Source organism: Marinobacter sp. F4206 (assembly GCF_019392195.1).
GTDB lineage: Bacteria > Pseudomonadota > Gammaproteobacteria > Pseudomonadales > Oleiphilaceae > Marinobacter.
Map to the genome: position 1 here is coordinate 1,831,237 of NZ_JAHXKI010000002.1, position 18,135 is coordinate 1,849,371.

Sequence of the window (18,135 nt, forward strand, 5' to 3'; positions counted from 1 at the left end):
TATAGGCATCTACCCTCGCGGAGATCACATTTTGCGGCAACGGAATCATCCGGCATCTACCGCAGTGGCTCGCTCCCTGCTTGCCCTGCTGCTTGTTCTGACGGCTTTGGTGCCGGCGGCGGCCGGAGCCCAGGAAGCCTGTCGCGAGGGCGACCTGGTCCTCAGTAGTGGCATCGGCAGTGTCCGGGATCTGGGCAATTGCATCTGGTACCTGGAAGACCCGGATCAGCAGCTGACCTTCAATGAGGTCAAGGATCGCGGGCTCAACGCCTTTACCCGCCATGAGGGCGGTGTGCTCAATTTTGGTTACACCGAGTCAGCCTACTGGACCCGGTTTGATATACGCACGCGCGGAACCGCAAGCGATACCGACTGGATCCTAGAACTGGCACTGCCGCTGGTGGACGACGTACGGCTGTATCTGGTCCGCGGCGGAGAGCTGGTCCAGCAAAGCCGCACCGGCTACCTGGACAACTGGGCCGATCGGGACCTTGCGGTTCCGAACCCGACCTTTCGGCTGTCGCTGGCACCAGAGGCCGTGAATACGGTGTATCTGCGGATCACCAACACCAACACCTTCCGCCTGCCGATCAGCCTTTGGCACCCCGACAGTTACATTGAAAAAGTATCCGTTGACGAGGTGGTGCGAGGCATTCTGCTCGGGGCCGTCGTGGCGATACTCGCCTACAACCTGTTCGTTGCGGTGTCGGTCCGTGAGCGGAGTAACATCTACTACGTGCTTTATCTGGTCTGTGCGGCCATCTTTATCGTCACCGAGCAGGTGCACGGCATCCAGTTGCTGGACAGCCGGCCGGCCCTGTTCAACAAGGAATACCTTCATTTCCAGATCATCATGACCTGGTTCTGGGGCTTGCTGATGGCCCGCCACCTGCTCGAAACCCGGGAGCGTTCGGCGGACCTTGACCAGGTACTCCGGCTTTGCCTGTACGCGGTGGTGACAACCTTTGTGTTGTCCCTGTTCCTGCCGTACCACGTTGCCATGGAGTGGATTGTCATCGGCTCGGTGGTGCTCAGCCTGGTGCTGATTGTGGTCAGTTATCTGTCCTGGCGCTATTACAACCCGGCCGCCCGGGCTTACTTCTTCGCCTGGACTCTGGCACTGGTTGGATTCGGGGTGTATGCCCTGACGGTGATGGGCTTCCTGCCGCTGAATACACTGACCAACTATTCGCCGCAAATCGGACTGACCTTGCAGATCATCCTGTTCTCCTTTGCCCTGGCGGACCGGATCAAGCAGGTCCAGGGTGAGGCGCTGGGCTGGAGCCAGCGGGCACTGTCAAACCTGCAGCGCTACCAGTCCCTGTTCGATAACGCCATCGAGGGGGTGTTCCAGATGTCACCGGACCGTCGTTTTATCACCGCCAACCCGGCGATGGCAGAGCTGATGGGCTATAACAGCAGCCGGGAGCTGCTGCAACGCAATCCGGATGTCCTGGAGACCTGCATTGCCGATGACCGACTTCGGCGCCTGGTGGTCCAGCAGCTGGAGGCGCGGGGGACGGTCAAGGGCATTGAAGCCCGCTACCGAACCCGCGACGGCGAGGATCGCTGGGCCAACATCTCGCTGCACACCGTGTACGATGCCGACGGCGAGCCGGCCCACCTGGAAGGCACCTGCATCGACGCTACCGAAAGCCACCAGCGCCAGCGCATTGAGCGTGAACGGGAGCAGGAACGGCTGGAAAAGGAGTTGGCCCGCAACTCGGCCGAGGCCAAGAGCCAGTTCCTGGCGAACATGAGCCACGAGATCCGGACGCCGCTGGCGGCCATTATCGGCTATGGCGAGACCCTGCTGGATCCGGATCTGAACGAACAGGAAAAACACAGCAGCGCCGAAACGGTGGTCCGGAGCGGGCGCCACCTGCTGGATCTGGTCAACGACATACTCGATCACTCCAAGATCGACGCCAACAAGCTCGACGTGGATGTGGTGTCGGTCAATCTGCCGGAACTGCTGGACGAGATTCGGGCCTTCTTCGCCCCTCGGGCCCGGGAAAAAGGGCTGGATTTCAGCATCATCTGTGAATACCCGCTGCCCGAACAGGTGCTCACCGATCCGACCCGGTTCCGGCAGATCATCATTAATCTTTGTGGAAACGCGCTTAAATTCACCGAAAAGGGCTCGATCTCCCTGGTGATTCGCTGTGACCGTGAGCAGGAAAAGCTGATCGCCCGGGTCGTCGACACCGGCATCGGCATGAAGCCGGAGCAGCTGGGGCGGCTGTTTGATCCGTTTGCCCAGGGCAGTGCCGCCATCTCCCGCCAGTACGGTGGCACCGGCCTGGGGCTGAGTATCTCTCGCCGGCTCGCCGAAATGCTGGGTGGCAGCATCCACGTTAACAGCACCTATGGCGAAGGCAGTGAATTCGAGCTGTCGATCCGCACCGGGTCACTGGCGAATGTCCATTTTCTGCGGGATGCCTCCGAACTGAGTCAGCGCCGGCGCGCCATTCCGATGGTGGTGGCGCCGCGTCTGAGCGGGCGTATCCTGTGTGCGGAAGACAACGAGACCAACCGACGCCTGGTGTCGCTGCTGGTGTCCCGGACGGGCGCCGAACTGATCCACGTTGGCAACGGTGCGGAAGCTCTGGATCTGGCGCTGCGCGATACCTTTGATCTGATCCTGATGGATATCCAGATGCCGGTCATGAACGGCCGGGATGCGACCGCGGCACTGCGGGAAGCCGGCGTTAACACCCCGGTGATCGCACTGACCGCCAACGTCATGTCCGAGGACATTGCCGACTACCGGCTGGCGGGCTGCAACGAGCACCTGGCCAAGCCCATCGACAAGCAGCGATTTTACGAGATGCTTGCGCGTTACCTGACGGTTGAGGCCGACCAGGGCAATGGCCCGGACCGGTCGTTCAGTGGCCGGATTCTGGTGGCGGAGGACAATGACGACAACCGCCGTCTGGTGGAGCGGATGCTGGGCCGACAGGGGCTGGAGGTGCTGTCCGTTGCCAGTGGCGAGGATGCGGTGCGCCGCGCTCTGTCCGAAACCGTCCAGCTGGTGCTGATGGACAGTCACATGCCCGGCATGGACGGGGTCGACGCTACCCGCTTGCTGCGCCAGACCGGTTTTCGGCGGCCGATCATCGCCTTTACCGCCGGCGATCAGAAGGAAACCGATGCCCTCCTCGAGGCCGGCTGTGACGGTGTGCTGGACAAACCAATCGACCAGCCCCACCTGCAGGCGTTGCTGGATCGTTTTCTGCCGCGACGGGCCGGTAGCCGGCCGGACGATGACGAGGATGACGAAATTGAACGCCTGGTGCCGCAGTTCCTGGACAGCCTTGAGGGGCGCCGGGAACGAATGGCGGTGGCCTGGTCGGAAAGAGATACCGAATCCCTGAAATCCGAGGCGCATCAGATCAAGGGCACCGCGGGCGCCATGGGATACCCGGCGATGACCCGGCAGGCGGGCTCGCTGGAGGCGCTGCTGAAGACCGATAGCCCGGACTGGGATCGGGTTCGCGGCGAACTCGATACCCTCAATGACATGATAGATCGCGCGCGCACCGCGGCAGCGACCTCGACATGATCGTGACCATAAGAATAACGACAGGAACAGGCCAATGACTGACAGCCAACCCCGCAATGAGCAGTACACCCTCAGCATGATGTACGGGACTTACGCCGATATCCTGTTCGTGCTGTTCCCGTTTCTGGTGATTGGTATGCAGCGGCTCTGGGAGGGCCGGCTCTATGAAACCCTGATGCGTCCGGATCTGAGCATTGCCGCGGCCATTCTCGCCGGTCTGGCGATCGGCAAGTTCGTACTGGGGCTGGTGACCAATCGGGATCTGGGTCGTTACAAGGAGCGGATTGTTTTTTTCATTGCCCTGACCCTGTTCCTGGTGCTGGGGCCGTCGATTATCCTCATGCTGAGCATCATGGGGAGTGCCGAGGTTCCCGGGTTTGTGGCCTTCGTTCAGCCGATTCTGCTGATCATTGCCATTTCCCTGTATTCGACGGCGGTGAGCATCAGCAACATCCTGGTTCGGGCCGGTGCTGAAGAGCCGACATCCGAAGCTGGCTCCGGCGACAGCACGTCTGACGCTGAACGGCCTAAGGCGCCGCGTCCGGCGCCATTGGATCTGCCCAGGCGAACCGGTAATGATTCCCTGTGAGGGTACTGCGATAATGACCGGAGACACGAGCATGACAGGAGACAATCAATGAGTGACCTCAGGGTTCTGGTGGTGGAAGACGAGCCGGTCATGAGGGAGAGACTGGTCGAGATGCTTTACCGGGCCGGTGCGACTCAGGTGTTCGAATGTGTGGATGCGGCGTCAGCGCGGGCTGCGTTTGCGGATCAGGAGTACCAGATTATCCTGCTGGACCTGGGGCTGCCGGATGGTGATGGTCATGAACTGATGCAGGCGTTCAAGAAGGTCCGTGCGGAGCAGCACATTGTTCTGGTGACGGCGGACGACTCCATCGACAGCATTCAGCGGGCGATCAGTACCGGTGCCAACGGCTATGTCGTCAAACCCTATTCCCAGGAAAAGATCCACGACGTGGTGAACAACTATGCCATGGTCCATGGTGGTGATATGGCCATGATGCAGGGCCTGAACCGGCGCCATTGACCGGTTGAGGCCCTGTCCGGCAGTGCCGGAATCAAGGAGGGGCGTCAGGCAACCTGGCGCGCGATCCAGGAGTTGTAACGGGTTGCCAGGGCACGGACATAGCGGGCCTCGGCGCCATCCAGGTTGCCCAATACACCTTTGAAGATCCAGCCACGCTCGTAGAGGCCAAGCACCCGCTGCTCGTCATCCAGATTGACGCGCTGATTCAGTTTTTTGCAGATTGCATCCAGCAGCGGCAGCTTTTCGGGGCGCTTGAGAGGGCCCTGGCGACCGGCTAGGGGCTGGTTCGCTGCGCGTGTAGTCGGATGTCTTTTCATGATGTTCTCCTTGTCGTTTTGCGGCTGCAAAAACAAAAACCCCGGAGCCTAGGCAACCGGGGTTTGGCGGAGAAGCTGACCCGGTCGCTGCAATGGCTCCCGGGACTGACCGAAAGCCGTTAGATATCTTTCACCATGGCGCGCGCAGATTGCGTAACTCGGCAATCTTGGGCGGTGCTCAATCGGGACTGTGAAATTATTCCGGTCATAACGGCTCTTTCTTGGTTCGGTTCCGGCATCAGTGTATCGGTTGGCTGGCGCTTTGCAAGCGCAGGAGCGCTTCGGCAAACCCGTACAGACGGCTCTGTCTGGAATGCGCATAATTTCTCTTGTCACGTGTTTTTACGTTGTGCAATCCATGGCTTCTGCCGCGCCAGAAGCCTCATGGATCTCTCCTTTCTACGCAGCCCCTTGGGCTGCGTTTTTTTTGCGGTAGTGGAAAGCTCGTAGCCACTACTTCGTACAGATCTCCGGCGGCATTTTGACGATAATTTGCACACTAACTTATCGTTGATGTCACCAGACACAGAGGTTGAAACCCAAGCAAATGGCCGACAAAGCCGGATCTGTACGCAACAAATTCCGTTTCCACATTTTCGTTGAAGCCGCCCTGATTGCCGTTCTGGCCTTCTACATGCTGATCGCGCAGAACCAGGCGGTGGGCGAAAATCTCGTCTTTACTGTCGCCGGCGCAGGCCTGATGGCCCTGGTCACTTACTGGACGCTGAATACCTTGCGGGACGGGCTGGAAGTGATTGCTATGCGGTCTCGCCGCTCCGGGGCCTGATCTTTTCCCAGGTTTTATGAAGGATAAGGGCATCGTTGGCGGCCCTGTGCACCGGTAATCCCAGTTCAGTGATCACCTGCTGACGAACACCCGACCATTCCCGGACCTGGGGCGTGTCGAGCAGCACCGAAATGGATTCCAGCTGAAAGTCCGGGCGCACCCTGGCCGCGCGGAACAGCCGGTGGAGCCAGAAGCTGTCGAAGGTCCAGGCATCGCAGAAAACCTGCCCCGGCAGTAACTCGTTCAGATGGAGCGCCACTTCCCGCACGGAAGAGCCTTCTGCTTCCAGTGTCGTGCGTGAAATCCCGTGGATGCGCTCGGCGCTCTCGGACCAGTCCTGCCACAGAACATGGGGTGCAATGAGCCAGCTGTGCAGCGTACCATCCGGCATGCAGATGCCTACCTCGATCGGGTAGCTCGCAATCAGGTCGAGGCTCGAGGCTTCAAAATCGATGAATGCCGGGCGGATGTCAGTGGTCATTGGCTCAGTGTAGTCGATGTGTTGTTTTTCGCTGAGTTTACCCGCCCCGGTCCCGGGACGCGAACCCAACCTGTGCGTGCACTGTTACAATATGTCCATTCATTGTAAAAGCCCGATGACAGCCATCTGTCACGGGGGCGCGAGTAAACCAGCCCGGGCCGCAAGACACCATATGGGGATTCCGAATGACTGATACCGTGGTTGTAATCTATTCCGGAGGCATGGACTCCTACACCCTGCTGCACCTGGCTCGCGAACGCGGCTATCAGGTTCATGCACTGTCCTTCAATTATGGCCAGCGTCATGTCCGGGAGCTGGAGTGCGCGGCTTCCGTCTGCCAGTCTCTGGGTATTCCCCACAAGGTGATTGATATCCGGGCCATGAGCGAGGTGATGTCCGGCTCGGCCCTGACCTCCGGAATTGAAGTGCCCGAAGGCCACTACGAAGAGGACAGCATGAAGGCCACGGTGGTGCCTAACCGCAACATGATCTTGTTGTCCCTCGCTACCGGTTATGCGGTGACGGTGGGCGCCGGCGCCGTCTGGTATGGCGCGCACGGAGGTGACCACGCCATCTATCCGGATTGCCGACCGGAATTCGTGGAGAAGATGGACGCGGTGTGCCGGGTCGCGAATTACGAGCCGGTGGGGATCGAGGCGCCATTCATGTCCATGGACAAGGGCCGTATTCTGGCCGAGGGCCTGCAACTCGGGCTGGATTACAGTCAGACCTGGACCTGCTACAACGGCCGGGACCGGGCCTGCGGTCGTTGCGGTTCCTGCGTCGAGCGCCTTGAAGCGTTTGCCGCCAACGGCGTGACGGATCCGCTGGAATACGAGGTGCGTGCCTGATGTACCGGGTAAAGGAAGCCTTTTACACGCTTCAGGGCGAAGGCGCCCAGGCCGGGCGGGCGGCGGTGTTCTGTCGGTTCAGCAAATGCAACCTGTGGACCGGCCGGGAAAAGGACCGGGCGACCGCAGTCTGTAATTTCTGTGACACCGATTTCGTCGGTACCGATGGCCAGAACGGCGGCCGTTTTGAAACGCCGGAGGCTCTGGCCGAGCACATCCGCCGTCTGTGGCCGGATGCGCCAGGACGACCCTACGTCGTTTGTACCGGGGGCGAACCACTGCTGCAGCTGGACGGACCTTTGATTGAGGCCTTTCACCGTACGGGATTCGAGGTGGGGGTAGAGACCAACGGCACGCTTCCGGCCCCGGCGGGGATTGACTGGTTGTGTGTCAGCCCCAAGGCCGATGCGCCCGTCGTGGTGGAAACCTGCGACGAACTCAAGCTGGTGTATCCGCAACCGTTGGCGATGCCCGAGCGTTTCCGACACATCCGTGCCGACCATTATTTTCTCTCACCGATGGCGTCCCCGGCGGCCCCCGAGAACGGACAAGATCCGGTCAAGCAGAGCAACACCCGCAAGGCCACCGACTACTGTCTTGCTCACCCCGAGTGGCGTCTGACCCTGCAGATGCACAAAATCATCGGAATCGACTGATCATACCGTGGCGGTCAGCACGGCTGTCACCGATGTCCCCGGTGGACGCCGTGCATTGTTGCGATACTGGCTTGGGCTGGTTCCGGTCCAGCGTTTGAAGGCACGGGTGAAGTTGGCCGCATCGGCGTAGCCGAGAGCGTCGGCAATCTGACTCAGATTCATCCCGGTGTTGGTCAAGAGTTCCCCGGCCCGTTCCAGCCGCACCCGGTCCACCAGGGCCTGGAAACTGGCATTTTCCTCCTGCAGTCGGCGTTTGAGCGTGCGTTCGGACACGAACAGGGTGGCTGCCACCCGTGCCAGTTTCGGTGGGAACGGGTGACTGGTTTCGATTACCCGGCGGACCCGGCAGGCAAACCCCGCATCTTCCGTCAATTGCCGCAGGGCCTCCTCACACTGGCTCCGGGAGGACGCCGCGAGCTGGTCATCGCTGAAGCGGATCGGCAGATCCAGCTGTGAGACCGGAATCACCAGTGCATCTTCCGTTGCGCCGTACTCCACCGGTACCGGCAGCAGCTGCCGGAAGCGGTGGAAGTAAGCGGGCTCGGGACCCCGGCGCAGGACTCGGGAGCCTTCCACAATGGCGCCGGTCAGTTGCGCCCCCATGAAAATGCAACCGAACAGCATGGCATCCATGATGAAGCCCTGCAGTGGACCCAGATCCATATCGCAGGTGACCGTGTACCAGGCGTTGCTGCCGCCACGTCGTTTGGTGACGTGCAGGTGCGGCGCACGCAGGGTCAGGTAGCGGGTCATCAGCTCCAGGGCTTCTTCCAGCGTACGACTGCTCATAACGGCGGTGCCCAGGGCCCCATGCAGCGGCATTTTCAGCTCCCGAGCCAGCATGATACCCAGCCCCGGTTCGCCGCTTTCGATGATGGCCCGGGTCACGAATTCGCTGGCCTGGGCTTGACTCACCCGGAGGTCGGTGGCATTCAGCCGGTGCGGGTCCAGGCCGACCCGGAGCAGAAGGCCCCGTTCATCGACACCAATGGTATGCAGCAGTTCGGCCAGCAGGTGCAGATAGATGGCCGGCATGCCCAGGTCCTGTGCAGTTGAGACTGAGGCGCGCATGGGGTTTCCTTGTTTGCTTCTGTTCTTGTTATGTAAGGGATACTGATCAAATTTGATTATGACCGGTCAGCGAGTCTGCCCCCATGACTCGAATGACGGGTGCAATGGCCAGATGGGCCAATTGGCCCATCTGGCCATTATGCTCCCACTCCCGGTAAAAGAGCCTCGAGCCCTGGCATTACTGGTTGTGGCGCTGGACAAAGTCCTGCAGAACCGCCGCTGAACGTCCCGGGTTTTCCAGCATGGGCAGGTGGCCGACGCCTCGGAAAATGTGAACTTCAGCATGCGGTGTCGCGGTCGCAAACCAGTTCACGCAACGGGTGGGTGTGATGACGTCCCGGTCGCCCCACTGCACTTGCAGGGGGGGCGTCGATTCGCCCAGGTAGCGCACGGGTGCGAGGGCGTCCGCCAGCATGTCACCGAAAATATGGTGCAGGGCGTCTGTACGTTGCAGCAGATCGGGTCCCAGCAGGCCGGTCATGGCCATGCCGGATACCGTGGGCCGGCCACTGCCGATGCTGTTGAACATGCGGTATACGCCTTTCCAGTCCCGGGGAATCAGCAGGCTGTCCCGATCCGATTCGAAGGGGGCATCCGGATCAACGTCGGGATGTTCCGGGATACCGGCGCTGTTGAGCAAGGTTACGGACCGCGGTGCCGGCTCCAGTTTGTGGGCGAGGATCGCGGCAATGGCGCCGCCCATGGAGCTGCCGGCCAGATGAATATTGCGGGTCGGAAAGCCGTCCAGCCAGTCGCGCAGGCGCCGTGCCTGGGACTCGTAGCTGTAACTGGCCTCTGTCCGATACTCGCTTTCGCCCAGACCGGGCAGGTCTGGGACCAGCAGGTGCCAGTGCCGGGGCAGGCGTTGCAGCCAGAACCCCCAGTTCTCTTTCATGGCGGCGAAGCCGTGGATCAGTACCACGGTGGGCTGGTCGGGACCGGGCCTGCCACGTTCCAGATACACCAGCCGGTGGTTGTCCAGCCGGGTTTCACGGCGCCGGGCCTGCAACAGCAGGCGCTGTCCGGTTCGGGCTGCAGGCCATAGGTTTGGGGTAGGGATTCTCATGGGGGTACTGACCACGCTGGCTGAAAGATGTCAGCTCAGTTTACCGCCACCGGACGCCAGCGCGTTGGCCTGCAAGCCGGGGGCTGGCGGCGGCGAGGCAAAACCGGTCAGTGCCGGATGTCGGTAATCACCGGGTTGTGGTCCGATGAGCGCCAGGGCGAGGTTTGCGCCGCTTCCACTGGTCCCCGGTAGTCCAGTGCCCGGGGCTCGTCCGCATTGAGCAGCCAGGTTGCGGCGGTCAGGATACGAGGCTTGAGCGAATCGGACGCCAGAGCGTAGTCGAGCGAGCCTTTCTCACCCTTGTAACGGTAGGTGTAGTGGCGGCAGGACTCGGGTGTGCAGGGCTGGAGGTGATGCACCATGCTGGTGAAGCCGGCCTCACGAAAGACGTCCAGGGGCGTCTCCCGGGCATAGGCATTCAGGTCGCCGGTAATCACTGTCCCCGCCAGATCCGGTGGCGCGGACAGCGAAGGCAGCCAGTCGAGAACTGCCTCGGCGGCGTGGACCCGGCGGCGGGTGTAGCAGCCCTCGCCATCGTTCTGGGCCCGATCGGCCCCGACGGCATTCCGGCAGGACTTGGATTTCAGGTGCACGGTTACGATCCGGACCGCCGCGCCGCCCTGCCGGGGCCGGAAGGTCTGGCTGAGGGGCGGCCTGCCACGGTGCTGGAACGGGCCGCTGGTCAGGCGGGTCGGGATGCCGACGGTGTCGATACGGTCCTCCCGGTAGAGCAGCGTGGTTCGGATCTCGTCCGAGCCATCGGCGTCGGGGGTTGCGACCACTCGCCAGGCCGGTCCCAGGGCACGGGCCAGGTCGGCCACCGAACTCTCCGGTCCGTAGCCGTCGTTTTCCATCTCGGAGAGGGCCAGGATGTCCGGATCCGGCGCCTGCAGGGCCGCCACCAGCCGTTCGTGCTGGTCCCGGTACTGGAGCTGGGTCCTGGCACCGCGGGTCGTTGGGAAGTCCAGTCCCTGGCCATTGCCATTGAAGTAGTTGGCCAGGTTCATGGTCAGCAGGCGGATGTGGGGTTCGGTTGGTCGCGAGGGCGGCGGCTGCCTTGGGTTGGCAGGCGCAAACACCGGAGTCGATTCCGGCTGGAGTCGCCAGTCACCGAAGCGAAAATCCAGGGTGCCGATGAGTCCGCTCACCCGGTCTCCGGCGCGCACCGTCTGTGCCGGGGACAAGCCCCCCGGCGGCCAGGGCAGCGGGCGTGGATCCCTTTGCCGGCGGCCATCATCCAGCACTATGCGCCGGTTCCGGTTTCGCTCGGAAGCCTTCAGGGCGGCGGTTCCCGGTGCCAGGTACTCCGTGGCCCTGATCTGGTCGGTCGGCGCCAGGGTCAGTTCGCCATAAAGGCTGAGATTGTAGCTGTCGATGACCGTCAGTGGCTGTTCAAACCGCACCCGCATGTTTTCCAGCGATTCGGGCGGTGCCGACCATGGCAGCCAGACAGGGGCGGGTTCCGGCAGTGCTTCCCGGCCGCAGACGGTCATCGTCTGGATACCAACCAGCTCGGTCAGCCCGTGGTACTCCTTGACCTGGCCGGTTACCCGCAGGCGCTCGCCCGGTGTGCCGGCTGAGCGCTGGGTATAGACGAACAGCGCCTCGGAGGTACGTGGATCGTTATCGGTCTGGTGGTCGGCCTGCTGCAGGTAGATGCCTTGAAAGCCGCCCGGCCCGCGGGCGTCCCGGGTGACAATGCCTTCGACAGTGACGGTCTGTCCGGCCATCGGCGATTGATGGCCGCTGCCCTGGATCCTGGCAATGGGTGTAGCGGACTGGCCACAGGACGAGGCCGCCGCTCCTGCCATGGGCAGGGCCAGCAGCGTCAGCAGTGAACAGGAGAGAAGGTTGCGGGTGCTGTCGATCACTCCGGCAGTCTAGCAGAGCCCGGCCACGGCTTTCAGTGCCCGTTCCCGTTTGCTGCCAAAACCGAGCTGGTCCGGGTTGGCCAATTCCAGCTGCTGAACGAGCGGGTCCGGGTGCTGGTTGTCGAGGGTGATGCCGAGACGGGACAGCATATATGGCGCCAGGGCGGCCCGGGTCTCTATCTCGAGCCGGCCATGGTCCATGCCGTAATCCTGGGCAATGATCCGTTGCTGGGCCTCGGTAAGACGCCGGTCGGGAGTCAGCACCATGGTCACTTCCCGGTTCCAGTCGCTGTCCTGTTGCCGGCCGTGCTTGGCCCGCTGGCGCAGTGCCTCCGGCGGCCGGTGGAAACGGCTAAGGGCGAAATCCCGGAATTCCCGGTTGGACTCGCACCAGGCCCTCAGATGCCAGCTGTTGCCGGTGCAAACCAGAGTGTGGGGCTCGAGAATGCTCTCTACCGCTTCCGGCCGGCTCAGGGATACGTAGCTGGCCCGCAGCTGGCGTCCATGACGGGTGGCAAGCACCACGGCCCGCATGGTTTCCGGCGAAATGACCCGGTTGGGTCCCTGCACCACAGTACTCTCGGGCAGGTTGATGTTGAGTGACTCGAAAGTGCTGCTCAGATTCTGCTGGCGCGCCAGCAGATCCAGGTATTCGCTGACCTGCCCGCGAGTCACCACCGGACGAAAGACTTTCGACGGAACATAGCCCTTGAGGTGGCGATCGTACACCAGGTTGCCCGGCGCCAGTTCCCGCAGATAGGTGTTGATGTCCTTGGACGCCTGCTGTCGACCGATGCCAAAGCTGTAACAGATGTGGTTGGTGGTCAGGCGACCTTCCCACAGGGCAATGGTTTCGATCAGTCGATAGCGAAGCAGCAAATCCCAGCGGATGGGCCAGTCCGTTTTTTTCATAACCAGTCGCTCACGGGTCCAATGAATAGCTGGCGTCCATGTTACCTGCTCTGACAACTGTGGTCTGTTACGACCCATTAATGTACAACGCTGTCAAACCGCGCGGTGACGGCCTTACAGCCATCATCGACAGGTCATTCGGCAGGTTTCGGGAAGTGCCTAGTGGTTACCAGGGTTCCCTGCTGATCTAATACGTCGCCGGCCAATTCCGGATCTTGATGCTACCTTTTCCCCCACCCCTTGCGAACGTTTCTCGTCACACCCGGAGTCCGCTGTAATGACCCGTATGGTTGCTTCCCTGTCTGCCTTGATCCTGAGCATCGTGCTGCTGGTCAGCGGCAATGCGTTCCTGATGACCTTGCTGGGTATCCGCCTGAGTATCGAGGCGATATCACCGGATATCATCGGCTGGATTCTGGTGTGCTACTCCATCGGGTTTGTCCTGGGTACCCTGTACGTTCACAAAGTCATTGGCCGGGTTGGCCATATCCGTGCCTTTGCGGTGTTTGCTGCGGTGTCGGCGGTTGCAGCCCTGCTGTATCCCATGGCCGTGTCCGAACTGTTCTGGGCCGTGCTCCGCGTCATTTCCGGCTTCAGCATCGCCGGCGTCCTGGTGGTGATCGAAAGCTGGTTCTCCAGTCGGGCCACCAATGCCAATCGCGGCGCCCTGTTCGCGGTCTACCAGATCGTATTCTACCTGTCGGCCGCGGGCGGCCAGCTGATCGTCAATGTCGGCGATCCGGCCAACTTCATGCCGTTTTCTCTGGCGGCCATTCTGCTGACCCTGGCTTTGTTGCCCCTGTTGCTGACCAAGATGGAAGCACCCGTTATTGAGCAGGTGCACCGAATCTCGATTTTCACCCTGGGCCGGGAATCCTTCACCGGAGTCGCCGGTGCCCTGATCTGTGGCGTGATGATTGGTGGTTTTTACGCCCTGGGTCCGGTGTACGCGACCCTGGTGGGACTGGATGTGGCCAGAACCTCGACCTTCATGGCCAGTGCCATCGTCGCTGCGATGGTCATGGCATGGCCGCTGGGGCGCCTGTGTGACCACTTTGACCGGCGCCGGGTGATGTTCTGGATTGCGCTGATGGCCGCGGGCTCCGCGGGTGCCGTGGCCGTCCTCGGGGCAACCAATCCCTGGCTGCTGACCCTGTTCGTGGGCCTGTTCACCGGCCTGTCCGCCACCCTGTATCCGGTGGCGGTGGCGATCACCAATGACCGTATGGAAAGCAGCCGGCTTGTGGCTGCCAGCGCTACCCTGCTGCTTAGCTACGGTGTTGGCAGCGTGATTGGCCCGATTGCCATGGCCGAACTGATCAACCTGCTGGGCCCGGCGGGTCTGTTCTTCGGTAACGCCGGTTTCCTGATGGTGCTGGCCCTGATCACCAGCTATCGAATCAGCCATACCGTCGACATTCCGGTCCAGGAGCAGGAGCACTATGTGCCCGCAATGCCGGAAACCTCGCCGGTCATGGCCGAACTGGATCCGCGCAACTCGGAGTTTCATGAGTCTCCGGAGGTTGAGGAGATGGTGTTCGAGGACCAGCGTCAGGCTGGCTGACGCTACTCTCGGTTTTCCCCGAGGCTGATTTTGTTTTCACATCTGTATTTATCGCAATGGTTAGCATACTATTGTTACCTATCCGATAATGTAAGCATGAAGTCGGTTTGCCGGTCCTGTGGATTTGGTCCAGCACCGGCGAGTCCTTTTGAACGGAGTTTGAGGCATGAGAGATCAGTTCCCCTTTGCGGTGGCCCGCGTTACCCGTCGCTGGAGAAAAATGCTCGACGAGCGCCTGAAGGATCTGGGCGTAACCCAGGCCCGTTGGAGCACCATGGTGTATCTGGACAAGGGCGGTGAAGGATTGACCCAGCGGGAGCTCGCCAGCTTGATGGCGATTGAAAATCCGACCCTGGTCCGGCTGCTGGACAGCCTGGAGCAACAGGGGCTGATTGAACGCCGGCCCTGCCCCAACGATCGCCGGGCCCGCCGACTGCACCTGACCAGTGCTGGCCGCGCCTTCATGGACGACTTGTCGGAGCGGGCGGAGAAGCTGCGGGAGCAGATGCTGGAGGGCATCAGCGATGACGATATCGAATGCACCGTCCGGGTATTCCACAAGATCCTGGAAAACGCCGAAAAGCAGAAGTAAGCCTTGAGCGACAACACTGTCGAGGGCCTGAGGGCCCGTTACGGGGAACGCTGGCGCTGGCTGGCCGTGGCCACGGTGATGCTTGGCACCATGGCCACGGTGCTCAGTGCCACGGTGGTGAACGTCGCCCTGCACGACATCATGCTGGAGTTCGGTATCCGGCAGGGCCAGGTGCACTGGCTGGCGACGGGGTTCATCGCTGCCATGACCACCACCATGCTGGCGTCGTCCTGGCTGCTGGATCATTTCGGGGTGCGCAAGACCCTGGCCGGTGCCATGTTCATGTTCACCGTGATCTCCATTGCCGGTGGCTTTGCAGTGTCTCCGGACCAGCTGATTGCCGCCCGGGTCGGCCAGGGCGCCATGGCCGGATTGATGCAGCCGATGGGGATGTATCTGGTGTTCCGGATCTTTCCCCGTGAGAAACGGGGTCAGGCCATGGGTATCTATGGCATGGGTGTCATTCTCGCCCCAGCCTTGGGCCCGGTGCTCGGCGGATTTCTCGTCGACCAGTTGAGCTGGCGCTACGTCATGTTTGCACCGGCACCGGTCACCCTGATCGGCGTCTTCATGGCCTGGCGTTTCCTGCCCCTGCCGCCATCGCGGCCTGCACCCTATCGCTTCGACCTGCCCGGTCTGGTGCTGCTGGGCACAACCCTGGCGTTGTCGCTGGACACCTTGAACCGGTTGCAGGAGCTTTCGGGTCAGGAATCCCGGGTGGTCATCGGTGGCCTGCTGGCCGTGTTGGCGCTTGGCCTGTTCGTGATGCGCGAGCGCCGCACCCGGCACCCGCTGGTGAACGTGGCGTTGCTGCGCAAGCCGGTGTTCCTGTTCGCCAATCTTGGGGCCATGGCGCTGGGTTTGGCCTTGTTCGGGTCGACCTACCTGGTGCCCTTGTTCGTCCAGACCGCTCTCAACTTTACCGCCACCGAAGCGGGTCTGCTGATGTTGCCGGCCGGTGTGGTGCTCGGGCTGACCTTTCCACTGGCCGGGCGGCTGGCGGACAAACAGAGTGCCCGCAAGCTGGTGATCTTCGGTATCACCCTGTTCGCCTGTTCCGCAGCGTTATTTGCGCTCTCGGATCTGTCACTGGGGTTCGGCTGGCTGGCGCTGTGGACGATTCTCGGTCGCATTGGTATCGGGTTCATGCTGCCGGCGCTGTCCACCGGTGCCCTGAATCCCCTGGCTCCCGAGGAGCTCGGAGCCGGCTCCAGCACCATCAATTTTACCCGCCAGCTTGGCGGTGCCTTCGGCGTTAACATGGTTGCCCTGACGATCGAATTCGGGGAACACAGTGGCGGCATGCCCACGATTGCAGCGTTTCATTCCGCCTGGTGGCTGGTCGCCGCGTTTGTCGCGGTGGCGGCCATTCCGGTCTGGAAAATGCGGGCCTAGTTGCCCAGGCCGCGATGATTGACTAAGATACGGCTTCCTTCAGGGGAGTAGCCTCCGGGCCGGTCACACAGTGCCGGTCGGACGGTAGTCAACATACTTGGAGCTCAATCTCCGTGGCTATCGTGTTTCACCCGGGTACCGGTGGAATTGGCAAGACCTGGGGCAGACCACCTCCGTAGGGCGGAAGGTGGGCTGTCTCATGTCTGATGATCCGCCCTGGAGTTGTTTTATGGAAGCCTTTCTTGCCTCGACTGCGGCGGTCGCCATTGCTGAAATTGGTGACAAGACCCAGTTACTGTCTCTGTTCCTCGTTGTCCGCTACGGTCAACGTCTGCCGATCATTCTCGGCATTTTCGTTGCGACCGTCCTCAATCATGCCCTGTCGGCCTGGCTTGGCGCGTGGATTGCCGGATTTATTCCCGAGGCCTGGTTGCCCTGGATTCTGGCGGTGAGCTTTGTCGCCATTGCCGCCTGGCTTCTGATACCGGACAAGGACGACAGCGAAGACTCCCGATTTCTGGGCATGGGGGCCTTCCTGGCCACCACCGTCATGTTTTTCCTCGCCGAGATCGGTGACAAGACTCAGATAGCCACGGTAGTCCTGGCGGCGCGATTCACCGAGACCCTCTGGGTTATCCTGGGGACGACGGTGGGGATGTTGATTGCCAACATACCGGTTATCATGGCAGGGCGCTGGCTGATGGAGAGGCTTCCCCTGGCCACGGCGAGGATCGGCGCGAGCATCCTGTTTGTGGTGCTGGCCATTGTGACCGTGACAGCCACCTTCATGAACTCCTGAAGCTGGCGGCTGTCACTGTACGCGGATAGATAAGACTTTTTTGGATAGAAACTCTATGTCGTTCAGACTTGTAAGCTTTTTTCTGCTGGCCGCTGTGATGGTCACGTCGCCTTTGTGGGCCGCGGAGGACAGCAAAACCGGCCAGGATGCCAAGGCTCAGGCCAGTGGTTCCGAAGTCGAAGGGACACCGGATCGCACACCGCGGGTGCCCACGTTCCCGTTAAAGGGCGATCTGGCCGGCGAGCTGGATGTGTTCACGACCCGTTACGAGGACACCTTTGCCGCCATTGGTAACCGGATTGCCATGGGCCATCTGGAACTGGTCAAGGCCAACCCCGGTGTCGATCCCTGGTTGCCCGGTGAGGGCACCACGATTACCTTGCCCCGACAGTATGTGATGCCGGACGCCCGGCGTGAGGGTATCGTGATCAATCTGGCCGAGTACCGTCTGTACTACTTCACCGACAATGGCGTGCAGGTATACCCGGTTGGTGTGGGAACCGAGGAAAATCCGTCGCCACTGACCGATGCCAAGGTCACCATGCCGCTGGAGTCACCGGCCTGGTACCCACCGGCGAGCATTCGCGCCGAGTATGAGCGCAGCGGTGATTTTCTGCCCCGGATGATTCCGCCCGGTCCGTCCAACCCCCTGGGCACCCACGCCCTGCTGTTGAGCGAGAAGGGCTACCTGATTCACGGCACCAACAAGAAGTTCGGTGTCGGTATGGCCGTCAGCCACGGTTGCTTCCGCATGTATAACGAGGACATCTCCCGTTTTGTCTATCAGGTGGAGAAGGGCACTCCGGTTCAGGTTGTCCGGGATCCAGTGAAAATCGGGCTGTCTGGGGGCGAAGTATGGCTGGAAGTGCATCGCCCGGATGATGACTATCCGCAAGAAGACCGGGAGAAGCTGTGGCAGCAGGTGTTCGCGGAGGTCGAGGCCTTCCAGAAAAAGCACCCGGGCGTCGAGATGCAGCGCCGTGCCATTGAAATTGCGGTGGATCAGGCGGATGGCATTCCTACCATGATCGGCGAGCGGATTACCCGCATGGCCGCAGACGAAACCGTTGAGGATAAAACACCGGAAACGGGCGGTGAGCAGGAACAGAAACTCTACTTCTGATCCGGCCAAAGACCGGCTCACCTGATAATAACCA

General features: G+C 61.4%; 17 protein-coding genes. 11 read left to right on the forward strand and 6 right to left on the reverse strand.

The window, feature by feature from the left end:
- The first annotated feature begins 31 nt into the window (after positions 1-31).
- The 3 genes from KZO34_RS10705 to KZO34_RS10715 are packed head-to-tail and all read left to right on the forward strand — an operon-like array spanning position 32 to position 4,616.
- The gene (locus tag KZO34_RS10705) at positions 32-3,565 is read left to right on the forward strand and encodes a response regulator (RefSeq protein ID WP_374706521.1); all 3,534 of its coding nucleotides are present in this window, start codon (positions 32-34) and stop codon (positions 3,563-3,565) included.
- A gap of 34 nt (positions 3,566-3,599) precedes the next feature.
- On the forward strand, positions 3,600-4,154 hold the full coding sequence (locus KZO34_RS10710) for a hypothetical protein (RefSeq protein WP_219476326.1): 555 nt from the start codon (positions 3,600-3,602) through the stop codon (positions 4,152-4,154).
- Positions 4,155-4,202: 48 nt separating this feature from the next.
- The gene (locus KZO34_RS10715) at positions 4,203-4,616 is read left to right on the forward strand and encodes a response regulator (protein WP_219476327.1); all 414 of its coding nucleotides are present in this window, start codon (positions 4,203-4,205) and stop codon (positions 4,614-4,616) included.
- Between the two features lie 44 nt (positions 4,617-4,660).
- On the opposite strand, the gene KZO34_RS10720 is transcribed toward KZO34_RS10715, so the two are convergent.
- Positions 4,661-4,933 (reverse strand): hypothetical protein, encoded by a 273-nt coding sequence (locus tag KZO34_RS10720; RefSeq protein ID WP_219476329.1) that lies wholly within the window; start codon positions 4,931-4,933, stop codon positions 4,661-4,663.
- A gap of 547 nt (positions 4,934-5,480) precedes the next feature.
- Between KZO34_RS10720 and KZO34_RS10725 the strand changes: the two genes are divergently transcribed.
- Positions 5,481-5,720 carry a hypothetical protein gene (locus KZO34_RS10725; protein ID WP_219476331.1) on the forward strand — a complete coding sequence of 80 codons (240 nt, stop codon included), beginning with the start codon at positions 5,481-5,483 and terminating at the stop codon, positions 5,718-5,720.
- On the opposite strand, the gene KZO34_RS10730 is transcribed toward KZO34_RS10725, so the two are convergent.
- Entirely contained in the window at positions 5,692-6,201 is a 510-nt protein-coding gene (locus KZO34_RS10730) for a 3'-5' exonuclease (protein WP_219476332.1), read from the reverse strand. The two genes, KZO34_RS10725 and KZO34_RS10730, sit on opposite strands and share 29 nt — an antisense overlap.
- 185 nt (positions 6,202-6,386) lie before the next feature.
- Here KZO34_RS10730 and queC point away from each other — a divergent pair, with 185 nt between their 5' ends.
- Together queC and queE are read left to right on the forward strand one after the other, a co-directional pair.
- Complete coding sequence (gene queC, locus KZO34_RS10735; RefSeq protein WP_219476333.1) at positions 6,387-7,052, forward strand: 7-cyano-7-deazaguanine synthase QueC; 666 nt, start codon at positions 6,387-6,389, stop codon at positions 7,050-7,052.
- Positions 7,052-7,708: a 7-carboxy-7-deazaguanine synthase gene (queE, locus tag KZO34_RS10740; protein ID WP_219476334.1), complete on the forward strand. Its 657-nt coding sequence runs from the start codon at positions 7,052-7,054 to the stop codon at positions 7,706-7,708. Before queC ends, queE begins: the two co-directional genes overlap by 1 nt.
- Here the strand turns inward: queE and KZO34_RS10745 are convergent, their stop codons facing one another.
- The 4 genes from KZO34_RS10745 to KZO34_RS10760 all read right to left on the reverse strand — a co-directional run bounded on the left by KZO34_RS10745 (position 7,709) and on the right by KZO34_RS10760 (position 12,628).
- Complete coding sequence (locus KZO34_RS10745; protein ID WP_219476335.1) at positions 7,709-8,779, reverse strand: AraC family transcriptional regulator; 1,071 nt, start codon at positions 8,777-8,779, stop codon at positions 7,709-7,711.
- A gap of 178 nt (positions 8,780-8,957) precedes the next feature.
- A complete protein-coding gene (locus tag KZO34_RS10750; RefSeq protein WP_219476336.1) occupies positions 8,958-9,845 on the reverse strand; it encodes an alpha/beta fold hydrolase in 888 nt (295 codons plus the stop codon).
- A gap of 107 nt (positions 9,846-9,952) precedes the next feature.
- Positions 9,953-11,716 (reverse strand): ExeM/NucH family extracellular endonuclease, encoded by a 1,764-nt coding sequence (locus KZO34_RS10755; protein ID WP_308318799.1) that lies wholly within the window; start codon positions 11,714-11,716, stop codon positions 9,953-9,955.
- A gap of 9 nt (positions 11,717-11,725) precedes the next feature.
- On the reverse strand, positions 11,726-12,628 hold the full coding sequence (locus KZO34_RS10760) for a helix-turn-helix transcriptional regulator (RefSeq protein WP_219476337.1): 903 nt from the start codon (positions 12,626-12,628) through the stop codon (positions 11,726-11,728).
- Between the two features lie 277 nt (positions 12,629-12,905).
- Here KZO34_RS10760 and KZO34_RS10765 point away from each other — a divergent pair, with 277 nt between their 5' ends.
- The 5 genes from KZO34_RS10765 to KZO34_RS10785 all read left to right on the forward strand — a co-directional run bounded on the left by KZO34_RS10765 (position 12,906) and on the right by KZO34_RS10785 (position 18,101).
- On the forward strand, positions 12,906-14,192 hold the full coding sequence (locus KZO34_RS10765) for an MFS transporter (protein WP_219476338.1): 1,287 nt from the start codon (positions 12,906-12,908) through the stop codon (positions 14,190-14,192).
- Positions 14,193-14,358: 166 nt separating this feature from the next.
- Positions 14,359-14,784, forward strand: a complete 426-nt coding sequence (locus KZO34_RS10770; protein WP_219476339.1) for a MarR family transcriptional regulator — start codon at positions 14,359-14,361, stop codon at positions 14,782-14,784.
- Between the two features lie 3 nt (positions 14,785-14,787).
- Complete coding sequence (locus KZO34_RS10775; protein ID WP_219476340.1) at positions 14,788-16,179, forward strand: DHA2 family efflux MFS transporter permease subunit; 1,392 nt, start codon at positions 14,788-14,790, stop codon at positions 16,177-16,179.
- A 229-nt stretch (positions 16,180-16,408) separates the two neighbouring features.
- Positions 16,409-16,978, forward strand: a complete 570-nt coding sequence (locus KZO34_RS10780) for a TMEM165/GDT1 family protein (protein WP_219476341.1) — start codon at positions 16,409-16,411, stop codon at positions 16,976-16,978.
- Between the two features lie 55 nt (positions 16,979-17,033).
- On the forward strand, positions 17,034-18,101 hold the full coding sequence (locus tag KZO34_RS10785; RefSeq protein ID WP_219476342.1) for a L,D-transpeptidase family protein: 1,068 nt from the start codon (positions 17,034-17,036) through the stop codon (positions 18,099-18,101).
- Positions 18,102-18,135: the final 34 nt, after the last annotated feature.

What these genes read in the sequence shown, in the direction of transcription:
- KZO34_RS10710 (WP_219476326.1), top strand. Translation starts at nt 3,600, where the DNA reads ATGACTGACAGCCAACCCCGCAATGAGCAGTACACCCTCAGCATGATG.
- KZO34_RS10715 (WP_219476327.1), top strand. Translation starts at nt 4,203, where the DNA reads ATGAGTGACCTCAGGGTTCTGGTGGTGGAAGACGAGCCGGTCATGAGG.
- KZO34_RS10720 (WP_219476329.1), bottom strand. Translation starts at nt 4,933, where the DNA reads ATGAAAAGACATCCGACTACACGCGCAGCGAACCAGCCCCTAGCCGGT.
- KZO34_RS10725 (WP_219476331.1), top strand. Translation starts at nt 5,481, where the DNA reads ATGGCCGACAAAGCCGGATCTGTACGCAACAAATTCCGTTTCCACATT.
- KZO34_RS10730 (WP_219476332.1), bottom strand. Translation starts at nt 6,201, where the DNA reads ATGACCACTGACATCCGCCCGGCATTCATCGATTTTGAAGCCTCGAGC.
- queC (WP_219476333.1), top strand. Translation starts at nt 6,387, where the DNA reads ATGACTGATACCGTGGTTGTAATCTATTCCGGAGGCATGGACTCCTAC.
- queE (WP_219476334.1), top strand. Translation starts at nt 7,052, where the DNA reads ATGTACCGGGTAAAGGAAGCCTTTTACACGCTTCAGGGCGAAGGCGCC.
- KZO34_RS10745 (WP_219476335.1), bottom strand. Translation starts at nt 8,779, where the DNA reads ATGCGCGCCTCAGTCTCAACTGCACAGGACCTGGGCATGCCGGCCATC.
- KZO34_RS10750 (WP_219476336.1), bottom strand. Translation starts at nt 9,845, where the DNA reads ATGAGAATCCCTACCCCAAACCTATGGCCTGCAGCCCGAACCGGACAG.
- KZO34_RS10760 (WP_219476337.1), bottom strand. Translation starts at nt 12,628, where the DNA reads ATGAAAAAAACGGACTGGCCCATCCGCTGGGATTTGCTGCTTCGCTAT.
- KZO34_RS10765 (WP_219476338.1), top strand. Translation starts at nt 12,906, where the DNA reads ATGACCCGTATGGTTGCTTCCCTGTCTGCCTTGATCCTGAGCATCGTG.
- KZO34_RS10770 (WP_219476339.1), top strand. Translation starts at nt 14,359, where the DNA reads ATGAGAGATCAGTTCCCCTTTGCGGTGGCCCGCGTTACCCGTCGCTGG.
- KZO34_RS10780 (WP_219476341.1), top strand. Translation starts at nt 16,409, where the DNA reads ATGGAAGCCTTTCTTGCCTCGACTGCGGCGGTCGCCATTGCTGAAATT.
- KZO34_RS10785 (WP_219476342.1), top strand. Translation starts at nt 17,034, where the DNA reads ATGTCGTTCAGACTTGTAAGCTTTTTTCTGCTGGCCGCTGTGATGGTC.